Origin of the sequence: Streptomyces sp. NBC_00386 (assembly GCF_036063235.1) — a bacterium.
Taxonomy (GTDB): Bacteria; Actinomycetota; Actinomycetes; order Streptomycetales; family Streptomycetaceae; genus Streptomyces.
On the sequence record NZ_CP107950.1, the window covers coordinates 9679899 to 9696115 of the forward strand.

The window sequence follows — 16217 nt, forward strand, 5'->3', positions numbered from 1 at the left end:
GCGGAGCTACGGCCGACATCGTCTTAGAGGACGTTTCCTCCTGTTGTTTCATCCCCGAATGCGGCTTTGGTGTGCTGGTGTCGAGGGTGACCGGTCACTCCGCGGATCCGAGGGATCGCGTCGAGCAGGGGCAGCAGCTGGGTGATGTCGTGGCGGTCGCCGCCGGTCAGGGTGATGGCGAGCGGGGTGCCGCCTGCGTCGGTGATGACGTGGTGCCTTCGAGCCGGGCCGGGCACGGTCGACCGGGCTCGGCCCGGTTTTGGGCCGCCCCGACGGGCCTGGTGGTGGGAGCCGTCGATCACCGCCCGGGACCAGTCCAGCTTCCCGGCACGGTGCAGCTCGGTCAGCAGTACCTGGTGCAGCCGATCCCACACCCCGGCCTCGTGCCAGTCCCGCAGTCGGCGCCAGCACGTCATCCCGGACCCGAAGCCGAGCTCCTGCGGCAGCCACTCCCACTGGATCCCGGTGTGCAGCACGAACAGGATGCCCTGCAGGCAACCACGGTCGTCCAGTGGCAGCCGGCCGGGATGGCGCGGACGCCGCTGCCTGACCGGCGGCAACGGCTCGATCCGCCCCCACAGGTCATCCGGCACCATCCACGGAGGATCGTTCCCCTTCCCCATGACTCGTTCGACAAGCCAGACAGGAAGGGGATATGGCTACGACCAGGCCTTCTATTAGGTGCTCTGACTCCCGCAGCTGACGGTCTGGAAAATAGGGTGCGGTCGGCTGAGCTGGGGTGATAGGTAAGCGACGTGACAGACAGTCTTGAGTTTTCCGCCCTGCTGCAACTGATCGACGAGCGGTCGGCCGCGTTCCGGAGTGCGGTTGCCGCCGCGCCCAGCCTTGACGCGCCGGTGCCGTCCTGCCCCGAGTGGACGTTGTTCGATCTGGTGCAGCACCTGGGTACGGGCCAGCGCTGGTGGGCCGCGATCGTCGCCGCGGGCCCGGCCGAGGCTCCGCCGGCCAAGGATGCCGCGAAGGCGCCGCGCGAGCTCGAGGCGCTGCTGGCCTGGTACGCCGAGTCGAACGAGCTGCTGCTGAGTGCGCTGCGCGAGGCTGGCCCGGAGCGCGAGTGCTGGACGTGGTGGGGCGCCGGCGTGTCGCCGGCGAATGCCTGGGGCGTTGCCCGGCGCCGGGTGCACGAGGTGTTGGTGCACACCTACGACGCCCAGCTCGCCGCAGGCGCCGTGCAGCCGATGCCGGCGGACGTCGCGATCGACGGCGTGGCCGAGTTCCTCGACACCTGCAACTCCACCCCGGCGGCCTGGCCGCACGAGGCCGCCACCATCCACTACCACGCCACCGAGGGCCGCTCCTGGCTCCTCGCGTTGGACGGCACCGGCGCCTGGCCCGCACCCCTCACGGACGACGCCGCGCCCGCCTCCGCTTCGGCCAGGGGCACGGCCGAGCAGCTGCTCCTCTTCGTCTGGGGCCGCCTCACGCTGAGCGACCTGAAGATCGACGGCGACCAGCAGGTGTTCGAGCATCTGATCGCCTGGGAGCCCGAGGAGTAGCCAGTCAATACCGCCAGCGGACGGCCTTGATGACGTCCGCCTCGGTGAACATCGTGAACAGCTCCGCGTCCACGCGGCGTACGGCCAGTACGGCCTCGTACCGCTCGGGTCCGGGCGCCTCCCGCAGCACTGGCGACTCAGCCAGGAAGGGGATGTGGCTACGACCAGGCTTTCTGTTAGGTGCTCTAAGCGCGAGTTGTTCTGCGTGTCGTGTTCCGCCACCTTCGGCTCGTTGTCCAGCCAGTGCCGGCACGCTGTCCAGCGGATCCGCAAGGCGGCTGCCGACCAGCCCGCAATGCGACGGGAAAGGTGTCCATGACGAAGGCGAGGTAGACGACGCCGGCGAACGTGGTGACGTGGGTTGAGTCGGCGGCCCGGCACCGGTTCGGGGCCGCAGCGACGCAGTCGCCGTCCACGAGGTCCGGGGCTCGTTCCGCGCTCGCGTCAGGGACCATGGTGATCACCCGCTTGCCGCGGACCGCGCCGGTGATGTCGAGCTCGCGCATGAGGCGTTCGGCGGTGCATCGGGCCACCGCGACACCCGGGCGGTTCAGCAGCCGCCAGATCCTCATGCCTCAGGGGCACCACCAAGCACATTCCGGGACGTCTCGCGTCATTCCCGTGATTCCTCCTACACTCACCGTCACGCGACGTGCCGACGTGATGGGGGCCAGATGGTGCTGAACAGAATCGTCGAGCAGGGGGATGCCGCCGTGTCGGGACCGACGCTGGAAAGGCTGCTGTCGGTCATGGGGGCCGGTGCGCTCGAACCGTGCACGACGCAGCGTGGTCTGGAGGCCGTGGTCGAGGGGGTCACGATGCTGGACCCGCTGGAACCCGGGCTGTTACGGGGGCAGATGCTGCTCGCGGTGGGCATCGACCCGGGGTCGGCCGCGGCCGTCGACGTCGTTCTCGACGCCGCCGGCTCGGCCGCGGCCGCGGTGGTCTTCGGACAGGGAAGGTCGGGTCGGCCCGCGGACGCGCTGCGGGCGGCGGCCGAGGACGCCGGTGTGGCGGTGCTCTTCCGGACGGCGTGGTGCGGCTGGACCGAGCTGGTCGGGATGCTGCGGGCCGGTCTGGTCCTGTCCGGGATCCCCGCCGATCCGGCGGTGGCACCGGGCGACTTGAACGGACTGGCCGACGCGGTGGCACTCCTGGTCGGCGGCGCGGTCACGATCGAGGATGTGGAGTCCCGGGTCCTGGCGTACTCGTCCACGAAGGAGGACGTGGACGAGCTGCGGCGGCTGACGATCCTCGGCCGCCGGGTGCCGGAGTGGCGCGTTGCCGCCATGCGGGAAGCCGGTTTCTTCCGGGCGTTGTGGGGTTCGGGGGATGTCATCCACCGGCCGGCACACGGAGAGAACCCCGAACGTCTGGTGATGGCGGTCCGGGCAGGTGGAGAGATTCTCGGATCGATCTGGGTGGCGGCCGCGGGCGGCGACCTCCCCTCGCACGCCTGCGACACGCTGCGCTCGGCAGCGCGGGTGGCCGCCGCACATCTGCTCCACCACCGGTCGCACCGCACGCACGCCCGACTGGTCGAGGACGCGGCCCGTGCGCTGCTTGACGGGTGGGGACCGGCCGGTGTGCTGACCGAACTCACCAGGATCCCGGCACACGGGCACTGCGCCGCCCTGGCGGTGCGCCCCGGTGCCTCCTGCAAAGCAGACGGAACCGGAAGGCTGCACGCCCTGCTGGCGGTGTGCTGCGGTGCCAACAACCTCACGCCGGTGGTGGTACCGGTCGACCAGGGCGCCCTGGTCCTGGTGGGCGCCCTGCACCAGGACCAACGGCGGGCCGCCGAACAACTCGCGCGTCTGGGGAAGTCACTGGTTGCGCAAGTGGCGGACGCGTCCGGACCGGAAGCGAGAATAGGTCTGGGCACAGTCGTCGAAACCCTGGCGGACCTGCCCGCGTCCCGCCGGTCGGCGGACCTGGCCCTGCGAGCCCTGCTCTCGCCGGGAGAGCACCGTACCGTCGCCTGCGCCAGCGAGGTGGCCGAGACGATCGCCCTGAACCAGATGCTGGACACGCTGACAGGGCCGGCCCCGGCACCGGAGACACCAGTGGCACGCCTGGTAGCCCTCGACGCAGGGCAAGGCGGAGGGACCATGGTGCAGACCCTGCGGGCGTACCTCGACCACTTCGGTCATGTGCCGGATACCGCCCGGGCGTTGGGCGTGCACGCGAACAGCCTGCGCCACCGGATCGGCAGGCTCACCGAACTCTCCGGACTCGACCTCCGCAACCCTGACGCCCGGCTCCTCGCCCAACTGCAACTGCGCCTTCTCGAGCGCGGTGGCGGCCGGGAAGCATGAGCACGCGAGCGTCCGCCACGAAGAGAGGGCGCCTTCTTCGTGCCCGAGTCCAAAGGAGGCTCGGCGGGCCCACGGTTTCGCTCCACGGTGAGAACCGCGCGACCGAACACCGGGACTTGCGACGAAGACACCGGCACCGCTGCGACGAGAGGCTGATGGTCCGCCCCACGGCAATCGCGGGGCGGCGAGGCCCGGCTCAGGGAGGACGCAGCATGAACGGTTCCGACAAGGCCGACCGGCGTGAGCGGATTCTGCGGGCAGCAGTACAGGAAAAGCTCCTGGAACCCGAGACGGCCGTACTGGCCGGGTTTGTCGACCTCGACGGCGTCGGTGAAACCGTCACGTCCCTGCACCGAGCGTTCCGCGACTCCCCCCGGGTCCTGCACGCGTTCGCGGCCAAGGCGAACTGCCTGGTTCCCGTACTCGAGGAACTGCGCCGAAACGGCATGGGCTGCGAGGTCGCCAGCGCCGGCGAGCTTGCCCAGGCCCTGGAGGCGGGATTCGAACCCGAACACATCGTGTTCGACTCCCCGGCCAAGACCCGGGCCGAACTGGACCGGGCACTGAGCCTGGGGGTCGCCGTGAACGCGGACAGCTTCCAGGAACTCTCACGGCTGGACGAGATCCTGGCGACCCGCGGTTCCCGCTCGCGGATCGGCGTGCGCATCAACCCTCAGATCGGCGCCGGCTCGATCACCGCCATGAGCACGGCCACCACGACCTCGAAGTTCGGCATCCCCCTGGAGGACGAGGGCAACCGGCAACGGCTGCTGCGGACTTACCAGGACCGTCCCTGGCTCACCTGGGTGCACACGCACATCGGCTCCCAGGGCTGCCCCCTGGACCTGATCGCCCAGGGCATCGCGAAAGCCGTGGACTTCGCCGAGGAGATCAACGCCCACCTGGGTCGTCGGCAGGTCACCGGTATCGACATCGGGGGAGGACTGCCGGTCAACTTCGACAGCGACGAGACGACGCCCGGCTTCGACACCTACGTCGACCACCTGCGCGAACACGCGCCTGCCCTGTTCTCGGGCGAGTACGAGATCGTCACCGAGTTCGGCCGCTCCGTACTGGCCAAGAACGGGTTCACCGCCGCGTACGTCGAGTACACCAAGACTGCCGGCGGGCGTCCCATCGCCATCACCCACGCGGGCGCACAGGTTGCCACGCGGACGGTGTTCGCCCCCGACGCATGGCCCCTGCGGATCGAGGCCCACGACCCCACCGGCCGGGCCAAGCGCGGCCGGCCGGTGCCGCAGGACATCGCCGGCCCGTGCTGCTTCGCTGGTGACCTGCTGGCACGCAACCGTGCGCTGCCCCTCCTCGACGCCGGCGACCTCGTCGTCGTCCCGGACACCGGCGCCTATTACTTCTCCACGCCCTTCCACTACAACAGCCTGCCCGAACCCGCCGTGCACGGAGCCCGCATCGATGCCGACGGACAGGTCACCTTCCAGTTGCTCCGTCCCGCGCAAGCCGGCCACCTGATGCCGGCCCTTGCCGACCGGTGATACCTGCCCGCCCGCGTGACTCCACCAGAACGCCGGTCGCAGCCAGCTGGGCTGGCGGGGCCCCGAGCGAACACGCCCGGCTGCCCGAAGAAGACCACAACGCCGAGGAAGGAAGGTGCAACCGCCATGACAGTACGGTGCGCCCGGACAGGCTGCCCCGCGAGGAAAGCGACGCCCTCGGGCCAATGGGAGGTCATCGGACGAAGGCTGTCCGTCACGAGGGTGCACTGCGGCCGTGCGACATGTGATGTCGCGCGGTGGGTCCTGCGACGGCGACGTATCGCAGCCACCCAGTTCCTGCGGGGCGCGTGCTACGGGGCCGGCACAGCCGCAGTGGGTGTGCTGGCGGTGTGGCTGCGCACTCGCTGAGGGCTTCGGGCCGGTCGGCGGCCCTGCCGGGCACGTGGTCGGCGAGATCCCGGGAGGTGGCGTGGCCGTCAATGCTGTCACCTGCCTCCTCGGACGCCAGGACCGGCACCTCGGAGGGCCACCGGTCCGAAATGACTACTAGCCGCAGACCGCTCCTTAAGCCGCGGTCGTCGGGTCCGCCGTTTCGGTCTTGCGGCGGTAGGCGGCGTTCAGTTGCTGGGCCTCGTCGAGCTGGTCCTCGAGGATGACGATGCGGCACGCGGCCTCGATCGGCATGCCCTGGTCGACGAGCTCGCGGGCGCGGGCTGCGATGCGCAGCTGGTAGCGGGAGTAGCGGCGGTGTCCGCCCGCGGAGCGCAGCGGGGTGATCAGGCGGGCTTCGCCGATCGCGCGGAGGAAGCCCTGGGTGGTGCCGAGTATCTCGGCGGCCCGGCCCATCGTGTAGGCGGGGTAATCGTCGTCGTCGAGCCGGTCGAACGAGTCGTCTGCTGTCATTGCACCTCTCTCGTGGAACGCGTGGAGGGGCCCTGGCACCATGTGTGCCAGGGCCCCGAAGGAACTGCTACACCATCTGCCGGCCCTGATACTGCACCGGCCTACTGTTTCCGCACGAGCTCACGGGGGGTGAGAGCGTGTGCGGGGATCGCGGTTGCTCGACCGGAGACCACCTCACTATCGATGTCCTGCGGTACCCGGGCTCAGCCATTCCGCCCGGGCGATCCTGATGGCGCCTCGCTCCTCCGTTCTTCCCTCTTGATCCAGCGCCTTCGAGGGGCGCTGTCTATTGCTGGTACTGCGCACTGCTCTGTACTACGGGGGATGCGAACTGCTTGGTGACCTGAGGAAGCGTCACTCTTCGGCAGCCAGCCCCGTCGCCCGTCCTGCATCTGCTCTGGCTTGGAACCCCACTGCCGAACCTCCCGGTGCGCGCGCCCGCAGCCGACGCCTTCACCGAGGTAGCACTCACACACCTTCGCTGCTGGATACCGCGAACTGCACTTGCCAGTACTTCAACTGCGGTCCTGCTCACGGCGGCCCCTGATCACTGCGGGCCACCCGGTCCGATCGTCAGCCCCGTCGCCGACCTGCGACAACCCTGGCTTCGGAACTCCACCACCGCACCGTCCTGCCAACTGCAACTACCGGTACTACTGCCCGGCAGTTCGTGTCTGCCGGGCCTTGCTGATCTCGACTACGAGAGAAACCATAGCCAGGCGATCACCCAATGTCTACTCCAGCCAACACAGATTTTCGTGTCCCCTGCGAGGAATAAGTCGGTCTCGAACAGGGACGATGAAGGGCCGTCCGGAAGGGTTGGCGGGCCCTGGTGCCGTGTGCCCCAGCCGAGCTCGTGGCCGAACAGGGCATCTGCGGGTTCTCCGGACCTAGGCGGTTTCGTTTGGATCAGCGGGCGGACCAGAGGAAGATGCCTGCCACGTGGAGTCCGGCCAGGTAGACGGTTGCGGTCTTCTCGTAGCGGGTGGCGATCCCGCGCCGCTGTTTCAGGCGATTGATGCATCGCTCGACGGTGTTGCGCTGTTTGTAGGTCTCTCGATCGAATGCCGGCGGTCTGCCTCCCCGGCTGCCTCGTCGTAGCCGGTGGCCACGCTGGTCCGCCGGGACCGGGATCACCGCTCGGATGCCGCGCTTGCGCAGGTGGTCGCGGATTGCGCGGGACGAATAGGCCCTGTCCGCCAAGACCACGTCGGGCCTGGTGCGGGGTCGTCCTCGGGGTCGTGGAATGCGCAAGCGGGCCATGACTTCGGTGAAGGCGGGTGCATCCCCGGCCTGCCCGGCGGTGAGATGGAAGCCCAGCGGCCGGCATCGGTCGTCGGCGGCAAGGTGGATCTTCGTGGTCAGTCCGCCGCGGGATCGCCCGATGGCGTGGTCGCCGGGTTCGCCGGCCGGAGCCCCTTTTTGCGAGCCCCTGCCGCATGCTGGTGAGCGCGCACGATCGTGGAGTCCACCGAGACAACCCAGTTGAGGTCTTCGTCGGTGTCGGCCTGGGCCATCAGCGCGGTGAACACGCGCTCCCAGGTGCCGTCGACGGCCCACATCCGCAGGCGGTTGTAGACGCCGCGCCAGTTGCCGTACTTCTCCGGCAGATGCACCCACTGGGTGCCGGTCTGGAACTTGAAGGCGATCGCGTCGATCACCTCCCGATGATCACGCCAGCGACCACCCCGTCTGGGCGTCCGGTCCGGGAGCAACGGCTCGATCCGCGCCCACTGCGCATCACTCAACGGCACACCCGAACCAACGACCAACTGATCCAAACGAAACCGCCTAGACGTCACGAGCGACAACGTGACGTGGGTACGTGCTGCAGGCCCGGGCCTCGCAGCGATCGTGCGGCCCTTAGCTGCAGGTGCGGTAGTTGTAGCCTGCGATGCGCCCGCTGCCGTCTCCGTCGGTGAAGTGGTAGTAGCCGTCGCTGTCGCGCGAGAGACTGATGGTGTAGCTGGTGCCGATGTAGTAGGCCACGGTGTTGCCGCTCGGCAGGTAGTCGGAGTTGCGCAGCCAATTGCCCGCCGCGGTCCACGTCTTCTCGCCGGCGGAGCCGTCGCTGGGTACTTGGAACTTGGTCTGCCACCGCGCTGTCGCGGCGGCCGTGTTGCTCCCGAAGTCGCCGTCGATACCGGAAGCGGCGAGTTCGCCGTCGGCCCAGAGGATCTTCTGCCACAGGCAGGTGGCGTTGGACTGCTTGTTGTGAGTGGTGTCCACAATGCCTTCGTTGTCCCAGTCGTCGGCGAAGACTCCGCCGCCGTAGACATAGGCCAGGCCGCTGTAGCTACCGCTCGCGGACGCCGGGGTGGCACTCACCGCGAGGACGGTGGCGGTCAGGGCACCGATTGTGCAGGCAGCAAGCCTGGATGACTTCGAGTTCACGGGAGTTCCTCCTGGTTCAGGTGACGGTGGACCGTCGGATTCGGGTCACTGGGGCCAGTTGGCCTTGCGGAACCTTGGCACGCACGCGTCGGCGGGGACACACTCTTGCGGCTGAGTGCAAACAAGGAGGCTTTCGAGGGGAGTCGCGTGCTCCGTATTCACTTCACCGAGGTCGATCTCGCTCGCATCCGTGTTGCCGCGCAGCCTGACCCGATGTGGGAGGTGCTCGCAACACTTCACCGTCTTCAGTCCCGCACGGGCCGCAGTCAGTTCGCCGCTTGGCACCGGACGGTCCGTGTCGACCTGGGTACTGCCGGACTCGCCCGTCCCGTACGGGAGGTGCTGCTCTCCCTGTATCCGCTCGGGCCGTACCTGCCCGACTTCCTGACGCCCCCGGAGTCGGAGGGTGGTCTTGAGTCGGGAATTGACGGCATCCTTCGTCCGCCCCGGCAGGACGTGCTCCATGAGATAGCTCTCCTCGACCGTGTGCGCGGCGTGCCGTCCTGGGCTCTGCGGCTGGGCCGGCCGGTCGAGCGGCGGGGGCTCACCGACCTGATCCGTCGCTACCACGCGGTCGCGGTCGCGCCCTTCACGGAACACATGGACAGTGGCCTCATCGCGCACCGGAGCCTTCTCGCACGTACTCTGCTGACCAGCGGGATCGAGGGGGTGCTGTCGAGCCTGGGGCCGCGCATTCGGTGGCGCGAACCGATACTCGAAGTGGACTACAGAACGGAACGCGACCTTCACCTACGGGGACGGGGGCTCCGGATCGTTCCGACGTACTTCCTGTGGGGCACCCCGGTCGCACTGGCGAACGCCGAGCTGCCGCCCGTTCTCTCGTATCCGTTGAACCATGCGCCCGTGCCGCAGGACCCCCGCCTCGATGAGGGAGCGCCCCTCGGGGCACTTCTTGGAGTCACACGAGCACGTGTCCTCAGGTGTGCCGCGGACGGTCTGACCACAGGAGAGCTCGCCCACGCCCTGGGGGTTTCGCCTTCCACCGCGAGCCGGCACGCCTCCGTACTCCAGGAGGCTGGACTGACAACCAGTCGACAGATCGGCCCGGCGGTCCTCCATACCGTCACTCCGCTCGGCGCAGCCCTGCTTCGTCGGGACCGCGACGGCGCGAAGGCGGCCCAAGCGCGAAGGCCGCACATCCGAACTCGCCCTGATCAGCCTGACGGATGACGGGGACGAAGCTTCAGCCGGAGCCTGGTCCCCGCTCAGAGGGTTACGCGCGGGCCTGGACGATGAGCGTGCCGACCTCGCGCTTGCCGGGCGGCGTATCGAGCACCGAGGCCCGCACGTCCGTGGAGCCGTGCTCCTTCAGCAGGCGCTCCCAGCCCTTGGGCTCGTAGTCCCAGCGCTTTACGACGAGCGGGTCCTCATCCTCGGCGCGTGGGACCTGGAGCTGGACGGTCACGTCGCCACCGGGACGTGGACCGAGCAGACGGCGACCGAGGGGCATCACCGGGGCGCCCGGTACCATGGGGCGATCCAGCTGCTTGTTGAGCTGACGGGCCGTCGTATGACGGGCAAGTGGGTCGGTTTCGGTAAGGAGTTCGACGTCAACACCGGCGCTTGGGAGCTCGTCTTCCAGGACGCGTCGACGAACAAAGCGACGCTCGCCGCATACGACTGCCGTCCCGACGCCTGACCCCGGCCGGACAAAAGCGGCCCCGCCCCCCAAGGAGAGCGCGGCCGCGCTAGGGACCTTCGTCTGGATCACCGGGCGGACCATAGGAAGATGCCTGCGATGTGGAGTCCGGCCAGGTAGATGGTCGCGGTCTTCTCGTAGCGGGTGGCGATCCCGCGCCACTGCTTCAGGCGGTTGATACACCGTTCGACGGTGTTGCGCTGCTTGTAGATCTCGCGGTCGAAGGCCGGCGGTCTGCCGCCCCGACTGCCCCGTCGGAGGCGGTGGCCGCGCTGGTCCGCCGGGACCGGAATCACCGTCCGGATGCCGCGCTTGCGCAGATGGTCGCGGATCGCGCGGGACGAGTAGGCCCTGTCCGCCAGGACCACGTCCGGTCTGGTGCGCGGACGGCCTCGTCGCCGAGGAACGCGCAGGCGGGCCATGACGGCGGTGAAGGCGGGTGCATCACCGGCCTGTCCGGCGGTGAGGACGAACGCCAGGGGCCGACAGCGGGCATCGGCCGCGAGGTGGATCTTGGTGGGCAGCCCGCCGCGGGACCTGCCGATGGCGTGGTCGGCGGGTTTGCCGGCCGGGGCCCCTTTTTTGCGGGCCCTGGCAGCGTGCTGGTGAGCCCGCACGATCGTGGAGTCCACCGACACGGCCCAGGCCAGGTCGTCGTCCGCATCGGCCTGGGCGATCAGCGCGGTGAACACGCGTTCCCAGGTGCCATCCACAGCCCACATCCGCAACCGGTTGTAGACACCCCGCCAGTTGCCGTACCTGTCCGGCAAGTGGACCCACTGCGTTCCGGTCTGGAACTTGAACGCGATCGCGTCGATCACCTCTCGGTGATCCCGCCAGCGACCACCCCGCTGCGGCGTCCGGTCCGGGAGCAACGGCTCGATCCGCGCCCACTGCGCATCACTCAACGGCACACCCGAACCAACGACCAACTGATCCAAACGAAACCGCCTAGACCGAGGCCGGGGGTGCGGTGAGGGTCTGGTTCAGCGCGGCCAGGCCCTGCGTGTAGATGCCGTGGAACAGGGTGACGGCGTCGTGGTCGCTGATGCCGTCCGGTGTGAAGACGCCGGACCATTCCACACGGGCCGTGTCCTGGCGGGGCGTCTCGTGCACTGTGAGCGTGGAGCGGTAGCCGGTGACGGGGAACGGGGCCCGGAGGATCGAGTAGCTGTACGTCCGGGCCTCGTTGTCGAAGGCTTCGAGCCGTTCGACGATCACCTCGCCCTCCTCGTTCTCCAGGCGGCGCAGGCGTCCGCCTTCACCGAGTTCGCTGGTGGGGATGTAGGGGAGCCAGTCGGGCAGCGAGTCGAAGCCCCCGATGAGCTGCCAGACGCGGTCGGGCGATGCGGTGATGTCGATGGACGCGGTGGTCGTGGCCACGGGTTTCTCCTGTATGTGTATGTGTACGTGTGCGGGGTGGGAAAAGTCAGGCGGCGGGGACGGGGGCGTCCTGCGCTATCAGTCGCTCCTCGCGCAGGTCGGTCCAGAACTCGGCCGGGATCCTCTCGCCGAGAGCGGCGGTGTCCTCGGCGATGCGACCGGGCTTGGTGGCGCCGGGGATCGCGGCCGCCGTCGCCGGATGGGCGAGGGAGAACTGGAGCGCGGCGGACTTGATGCCGACTCCGTGCCGCTCGGCGAGTGCCTTGATCCGCTCCACCTTGTCGATGATGTGTGCGGGCGCCTTCTGGTACTCGAAGTGCGTACCTCCGGCGAGGATGCCTGAGCTGTACGGGCCGCCGACCACGATGTCCACGTCCTGGGCTGCGGCGGCCGGCAGCAGGCGCTGCAGGGCGCGGCCGTGGTCGAGAAGGGTGTAGCGGCCCGCGAGGAGGAAGGCGTCGGGCTTCGGCTCGTCCAGGTCCAGGGTGAGCTCCAGGGGTTCCACGCGGTTGACGCCGAGGCCCCAGGCCTTGATGACCCCTTCCTCGCGCAGCCGCTGCAGGACCCGGAAGGCGCCGGTGCGGGCGCTCTCGTAGGCAGCCAGCCACTCGTCTCCGTAGAAGTCCTGTGCGACGTCGTGCACCCACACGATGTCGAGGCGGTCCGTGCGCAGCCGCTCGAGACTGTCCTCGATGGAGCGCAGGGTGGCATCGGCGGTGTAGTCGTTGACCATCTTGTTCGGGCGGCCGTGTTCGAACAGGCCACCCTTCTCGCCGAGGTCGCGGGCGGCAGGGTCCTCGATCTCGTCGAGGACGACACGGCCGACCTTCGTGCTGAGGACGAACTCCTCGCGCGGGTGCTGTGCCAGTACGTCGCCGAGCCGGATCTCGGAGAGTCCCGCGCCGTAGAAGGGCGCGGTGTCGAAGTAGCGGATGCCCTGGTCCCAGGCCGCCTCGACGGTGGCCGCGGCCTCCTCGTCGGGGATGGCGCGGAACATGTTGCCGAGCGGTGCGGTGCCGAAGCCGAGCGCGCCGGGCAGGAGGGACTTGATGCTCATGAAGGGGTCCTCGCGATGGTGGTTCGGACGGATACGTCACCGGATGTGCGATCCGTCGGCCTTGCGTCTTCGAGGCTAGGATCCCTACATGAGACTGTCCAAGACTTGCTCGGACAAACTTGAGACCTCCGAGGTCCTACATGCTTGACCTGCGACAACTCCGCTACTTCGTCGCCGTCGCGGAGGCCGAACACGTCGGTCGCGCCGCCGAGCGGCTGCACATCTCCCAGTCACCCCTCAGCCGACAGATCGCCCAGCTCGAGAAGAACCTGGGCCTCACGCTCTTCGAACGCAGCCAGCAACGCATCCGGCTGACCTCCGACGGCAGAGTCTTTCTGACCGAGGCGCACGCCCTCCTGCGCCACGCCGACCGGCTGGAGAACCTCGGCCGACGGCTCGGCCGCGGGGAGGAGGGCGGCCTGTGCATCGGCTACGTGGCCGATGCCATGCACACCGGCGTCCTGCCCTCAGCCCTGCGCACCCTGCGTGACCAGCGCCCCGGCATCCACGTCGCGCTGTACGACCAGGAGTCGGCCGAGCAGTTCGAGGGGCTGCGCCAGCGGAGCCTTGACATCGCGCTGGTGCGCACACCGCCGCCCGAGGGTGACCCGGACCTGGACGCGGCGCCGTTGCTGCGGGACCCGCTGCTGCTCGCGCTGCCCGAGCGGCATCCCCTCGCCCTGGCGGAGGAGTTGACACCCGGCGTCCTCGATGGGCAGCCGTGGATCGCGGTGGGCGACGCCCAGGATCCTGCGTGGCGTGACACGTTCGTCGCGTCGTGCGTCGCCTCCGGTTTCACGCCGGACATCCGTCTCGACGCGGCCGACCCCCTCACCGCGCTGGGTCTGGTCGCGTCCGGCCTGGGCCTCGCGCTCATTCAGAGGAGCATGGTGCGAGGCATGTCCGACGGCGTCGCGGTACGTGAACTTCCCTGGTACGAGGGGTCCGTTCAGCTGTGGGCAGCCTGGCACCGGATCGATCTGCGCCCCGTGGTGGCCGCCTTCCGCGAAACGGTACTCGCGGACCGGGCCGTCGGGTGAGGGGAGGCCGCGGGTCGGCGAACGGACGCGGAGGGCTCCGCAGGCCGCCGCCCACGACCTCAGCGGAAGTCGTTCTCCTTGAGCTCGATCACCCATGCACGGCGTTCGCAGATCTCTCCGTCGCGCATACGGAACACCTCGGCCATCGACATGCGCATCACCTCTCCTGCTCTCGCGCTTCACCGTTCCACCGAGCTCGGCCATGACCACGTCGTCCTCCTCGACCATGTGCCGTCCCCGCGCCCGCGGGGGTAGCTCCTGCCCGAAGTGCATGGGGGTTGCTGTCGCTGGGTGTCATCGCGTGTGGGGTGATGCTGATCAGGCAGCTGGTGCAGTGATCGGCCCACGTCGAAGGCGTGACAGGCTCTCGGCGGTAAGTCCGGCCAGTTCGGCGGCGCGGTGGGTGCATTCCGTATGTCGCTCGGCTCGAAGACCGGCTACGACACCAACCACAAGCAGAAGCTCCAGGCCGGGAACCAACCCGCAAACACCGGGTCTGGGGCAAGAACGGAAAGATCAGCAGTGGCAAGGCTGGCGACATTTAGTCGAAGTAGGCGCGGCCTGCTGATTGCCGCAACCGCGGTGCTGGTCGTCATGGCAGCAGCTCTGACGGCCTGGCTGGTCCCTCAGCGACCAGATGACACAGGTGCATGGAAAGGCCACGCGCTGGGCGCAGGCCTGCTCGAGCAGGCCGACCTGGAGTACGACCAGCTGCAGATCGGCAAGGAGTACTGGCTGAACCTCCCCCGAGCGACCAATGCCAGCGGTGAACCTGTGACCATCACCAAAGCCCAGTTCGTCAGCCTGCCGAAGGGGCTGGAGCTGATCGGCTACAAGGTGGTGAGCACCAGGGACACCGACGGGTACGGGATCGGCGTGCTGGAGGTGAAGTCACCGGGTGACGACGTCACCGGCCTGCCGGAACGGACGGATACCTTCACCGTGAAATCCCACAAGCCGGCCGACTGGTATCACATGGTCCGGTTCAAGGTGACCGGACCGGTGACGGATGACACCTCGCAATGCCGGTTCTGGTACCAGCAGGGCTCAGTGAAGTACCGGCAGGATCTGCGGTGCGTCAACCAGCTCCGCCTCGCCAAGTAGGTACGGCAACCGGAGAAAGTAGCCGGAGGCGCCCCCAGAACATTCGGTTCTGGGGGCGTCGGTCAAGCTGGGCGTCATCAGCGGCTTTACCTGACGGCAGGAACCGGACCCAGTTGGGCCAGCCAGTCCGCCATGCTCCGCCGCATACGCCAGTCGCAGCGGCAGCAGCGCGTCGTCATCGCGGGCAGTCGCGGCCAGATCGGCCACGCGAAGGGTATGGGGTGGCAGCCTGGAGGGAGGGCATTTCCGTTGACGGAGGAAGATCGCGTGAGGGTGGCGGAACCCGGCGGGGCGCAGGACGGTCGCGAGACCGTATCGGTGGTGTGGCTGCTGGCCGGGCTGACCGGCTCGGGCAAGACCACGTTCGCGAAGCGGCGGCTGGAGCCGACCGGGGCGGTGCGGCTGTCGGTGGACGAGATCGTGCACGCTCGGCACGGCCGGTACGGCGTGGACTACCCGGAGCGAGACTATTTCACCCTGGAAGCCCCCGCGGTCGCCGAAGTCCGCGAGCGGCTGGTCAACCTGGTCGCCGCCGGCCGTGACGTGGTCCTGGACCACGGCCTGTGGCTGCGCTCCTCCCGGGACGAGTGGAGGAAGCTTGTCGAAGAGGCGGGCGGCCAGCGGCGGCTGTTGTACTTCCCTGTCCCCCACGAGGAACTGCTGCGTCGCCTGCGGGAGCGCAATCAGCGTGAGGACGGTAACGCGTTGATGGTCACCGAGTTGGCACTGAAGGACTTCTACGCGCGCTTCGATCCCCCTCACGGCGAGGGCGAAGAGATCATCGAGCCCGGTTCGTTCTGACCTGATGGCGGCCTCCAAGCGGCGGCCTCCAAGTGGCGGTCGGCTGCCAGCACCGTCGCCATTGTTGCCCACCAGGCAGGTATCCGTTTTCGGGGCGGCCGGATGCACGGTCGAAGATCGCCGCCTGGGGGAGCTCACCAGCTTGCCGAACTGACCTCACGGCCTGGCCAGATGCGCACCGGCTGCTGCGCGGGCGGTCTGAGGCGCGCGAGGTGGTCAGCGGGCGAGATTTGGTAGTCGCCGACAGGTGGCGCTGCACCGATGCCCCAGCCCTGGACGAAATGCTCTGCGGTGAGACTGGGCATGCCGTCCTGCTCGCCGGTCAGAACGAAGAGGAGCGCGAGGTCACTGTCGAGCGGCTCGAGATCCAGGACGCGGCCGGGCGGTCTGGTCCGTCCGGCCCTGCAACTGATCCGGAGCACCGAAAGTGATGACGTGCCGGCCGTGATCGCTCACCTGGACAACACCGTCAAGCGACCCTCCGCCGAGCCGGGGAAGGTATGAGGCCCGGCGGCTCGACCGACGCCGGGCCCGGAGACTTACAGGCGATGCCTGCTGTTGGGCA

Annotated in this window: 18 protein-coding genes; 8 read left to right on the forward strand and 10 right to left on the reverse strand. The window is 68.7% G+C overall.

The window, feature by feature from the left end:
• Positions 1-23 precede the first annotated feature (23 nt).
• Positions 24-596, reverse strand: a complete 573-nt coding sequence (locus OG780_RS42410) for an IS5 family transposase (RefSeq protein WP_328457490.1) — start codon at positions 594-596, stop codon at positions 24-26.
• Between the two features lie 159 nt (positions 597-755).
• On the opposite strand from OG780_RS42410, the gene OG780_RS42415 reads away from it, so the two are divergent.
• Positions 756-1517 carry a maleylpyruvate isomerase family mycothiol-dependent enzyme gene (locus OG780_RS42415; RefSeq protein WP_328457491.1) on the forward strand — a complete coding sequence of 254 codons (762 nt, stop codon included), beginning with the start codon at positions 756-758 and terminating at the stop codon, positions 1515-1517.
• A 4-nt stretch (positions 1518-1521) separates the two neighbouring features.
• Here OG780_RS42415 and OG780_RS42420 read toward each other — a convergent pair whose 3' ends face one another.
• Both OG780_RS42420 and OG780_RS44805 read right to left on the reverse strand, forming a co-directional pair.
• Positions 1522-1647 (reverse strand): hypothetical protein, encoded by a 126-nt coding sequence (locus OG780_RS42420; protein ID WP_328457492.1) that lies wholly within the window; start codon positions 1645-1647, stop codon positions 1522-1524.
• A 55-nt stretch (positions 1648-1702) separates the two neighbouring features.
• A complete protein-coding gene (locus tag OG780_RS44805; RefSeq protein WP_443062282.1) occupies positions 1703-2089 on the reverse strand; it encodes an IS3 family transposase in 387 nt (128 codons plus the stop codon).
• A gap of 102 nt (positions 2090-2191) precedes the next feature.
• On the opposite strand from OG780_RS44805, the gene OG780_RS42425 reads away from it, so the two are divergent.
• Both OG780_RS42425 and OG780_RS42430 read left to right on the forward strand, forming a co-directional pair.
• Entirely contained in the window at positions 2192-3835 is a 1644-nt protein-coding gene (locus OG780_RS42425) for a PucR family transcriptional regulator (protein ID WP_328457493.1), read from the forward strand.
• Between the two features lie 212 nt (positions 3836-4047).
• Entirely contained in the window at positions 4048-5349 is a 1302-nt protein-coding gene (locus OG780_RS42430; protein WP_328457494.1) for a diaminopimelate decarboxylase, read from the forward strand.
• Between the two features lie 525 nt (positions 5350-5874).
• Here the strand turns inward: OG780_RS42430 and OG780_RS42435 are convergent.
• The 3 genes from OG780_RS42435 to OG780_RS42445 all read right to left on the reverse strand — a co-directional run bounded on the left by OG780_RS42435 (position 5875) and on the right by OG780_RS42445 (position 8541).
• Positions 5875-6213, reverse strand: coding sequence for a MerR family transcriptional regulator (locus tag OG780_RS42435; protein ID WP_328457495.1), 339 nt, complete (start codon positions 6211-6213; stop codon positions 5875-5877).
• Positions 6214-7122: 909 nt separating this feature from the next.
• A protein-coding gene (locus OG780_RS42440) for an IS5 family transposase (RefSeq protein ID WP_443062356.1) occupies positions 7123-7985 on the reverse strand; the annotation gives its coding sequence in 2 pieces (ribosomal slippage) (positions 7123-7625 and positions 7625-7985; 864 coding nt in all).
• A 91-nt stretch (positions 7986-8076) separates the two neighbouring features.
• Positions 8077-8541 (reverse strand): peptidoglycan-binding domain-containing protein, encoded by a 465-nt coding sequence (locus OG780_RS42445; protein ID WP_328457496.1) that lies wholly within the window; start codon positions 8539-8541, stop codon positions 8077-8079.
• A gap of 405 nt (positions 8542-8946) precedes the next feature.
• Here OG780_RS42445 and OG780_RS42450 point away from each other — a divergent pair, with 405 nt between their 5' ends.
• Complete coding sequence (locus tag OG780_RS42450; protein WP_326786577.1) at positions 8947-9798, forward strand: ArsR/SmtB family transcription factor; 852 nt, start codon at positions 8947-8949, stop codon at positions 9796-9798.
• Positions 9799-9841: 43 nt separating this feature from the next.
• Here OG780_RS42450 and OG780_RS42455 read toward each other — a convergent pair whose 3' ends face one another.
• Entirely contained in the window at positions 9842-10033 is a 192-nt protein-coding gene (locus OG780_RS42455; RefSeq protein WP_326791140.1) for a hypothetical protein, read from the reverse strand.
• A gap of 105 nt (positions 10034-10138) precedes the next feature.
• On the opposite strand from OG780_RS42455, the gene OG780_RS44810 reads away from it, so the two are divergent.
• The gene (locus tag OG780_RS44810) at positions 10139-10267 is read left to right on the forward strand and encodes a DNA-binding protein (protein ID WP_442814030.1); all 129 of its coding nucleotides are present in this window, start codon (positions 10139-10141) and stop codon (positions 10265-10267) included.
• A 68-nt stretch (positions 10268-10335) separates the two neighbouring features.
• Here OG780_RS44810 and OG780_RS42465 read toward each other — a convergent pair whose 3' ends face one another.
• From OG780_RS42465 to OG780_RS42475, 3 genes are read right to left on the reverse strand one after another with little or no spacing between them, the layout of a single operon-like run.
• Complete coding sequence (locus tag OG780_RS42465; protein WP_328458748.1) at positions 10336-11199, reverse strand: IS5 family transposase; 864 nt, start codon at positions 11197-11199, stop codon at positions 10336-10338.
• Between the two features lie 19 nt (positions 11200-11218).
• Positions 11219-11650, reverse strand: a complete 432-nt coding sequence (locus tag OG780_RS42470; RefSeq protein WP_328457498.1) for an SRPBCC family protein — start codon at positions 11648-11650, stop codon at positions 11219-11221.
• Positions 11651-11696: 46 nt separating this feature from the next.
• A complete protein-coding gene (locus OG780_RS42475) occupies positions 11697-12707 on the reverse strand; it encodes an aldo/keto reductase (RefSeq protein ID WP_328457500.1) in 1011 nt (336 codons plus the stop codon).
• A gap of 140 nt (positions 12708-12847) precedes the next feature.
• On the opposite strand from OG780_RS42475, the gene OG780_RS42480 reads away from it, so the two are divergent.
• The 3 genes from OG780_RS42480 to OG780_RS42490 all read left to right on the forward strand — a co-directional run bounded on the left by OG780_RS42480 (position 12848) and on the right by OG780_RS42490 (position 15652).
• Entirely contained in the window at positions 12848-13747 is a 900-nt protein-coding gene (locus OG780_RS42480) for a LysR substrate-binding domain-containing protein (protein ID WP_328457502.1), read from the forward strand.
• A 414-nt stretch (positions 13748-14161) separates the two neighbouring features.
• Positions 14162-14851, forward strand: coding sequence for a hypothetical protein (locus tag OG780_RS42485; protein WP_328457504.1), 690 nt, complete (start codon positions 14162-14164; stop codon positions 14849-14851).
• A gap of 267 nt (positions 14852-15118) precedes the next feature.
• Positions 15119-15652, forward strand: coding sequence for an ATP-binding protein (locus OG780_RS42490; RefSeq protein ID WP_328457506.1), 534 nt, complete (start codon positions 15119-15121; stop codon positions 15650-15652).
• Positions 15653-16217 lie beyond the last annotated feature (565 nt).

Coding starts and splice junctions, on each gene's coding strand:
- OG780_RS42480 (WP_328457502.1), top strand. CDS start 12,848: ATGCTTGACCTGCGACAACTCCGCTACTTCGTCGCCGTCGCGGAGGCC.
- OG780_RS44810 (WP_442814030.1), top strand. CDS start 10,139: ATGACGGGCAAGTGGGTCGGTTTCGGTAAGGAGTTCGACGTCAACACC.
- OG780_RS42435 (WP_328457495.1), bottom strand. CDS start 6,213: ATGACAGCAGACGACTCGTTCGACCGGCTCGACGACGACGATTACCCC.
- OG780_RS42485 (WP_328457504.1), top strand. CDS start 14,162: ATGTCGCTCGGCTCGAAGACCGGCTACGACACCAACCACAAGCAGAAG.
- OG780_RS42425 (WP_328457493.1), top strand. CDS start 2,192: ATGGTGCTGAACAGAATCGTCGAGCAGGGGGATGCCGCCGTGTCGGGA.
- OG780_RS42410 (WP_328457490.1), bottom strand. CDS start 596: ATGGTGCCGGATGACCTGTGGGGGCGGATCGAGCCGTTGCCGCCGGTC.
- OG780_RS42475 (WP_328457500.1), bottom strand. CDS start 12,707: ATGAGCATCAAGTCCCTCCTGCCCGGCGCGCTCGGCTTCGGCACCGCA.
- OG780_RS42430 (WP_328457494.1), top strand. CDS start 4,048: ATGAACGGTTCCGACAAGGCCGACCGGCGTGAGCGGATTCTGCGGGCA.
- OG780_RS44805 (WP_443062282.1), bottom strand. CDS start 2,089: ATGAGGATCTGGCGGCTGCTGAACCGCCCGGGTGTCGCGGTGGCCCGA.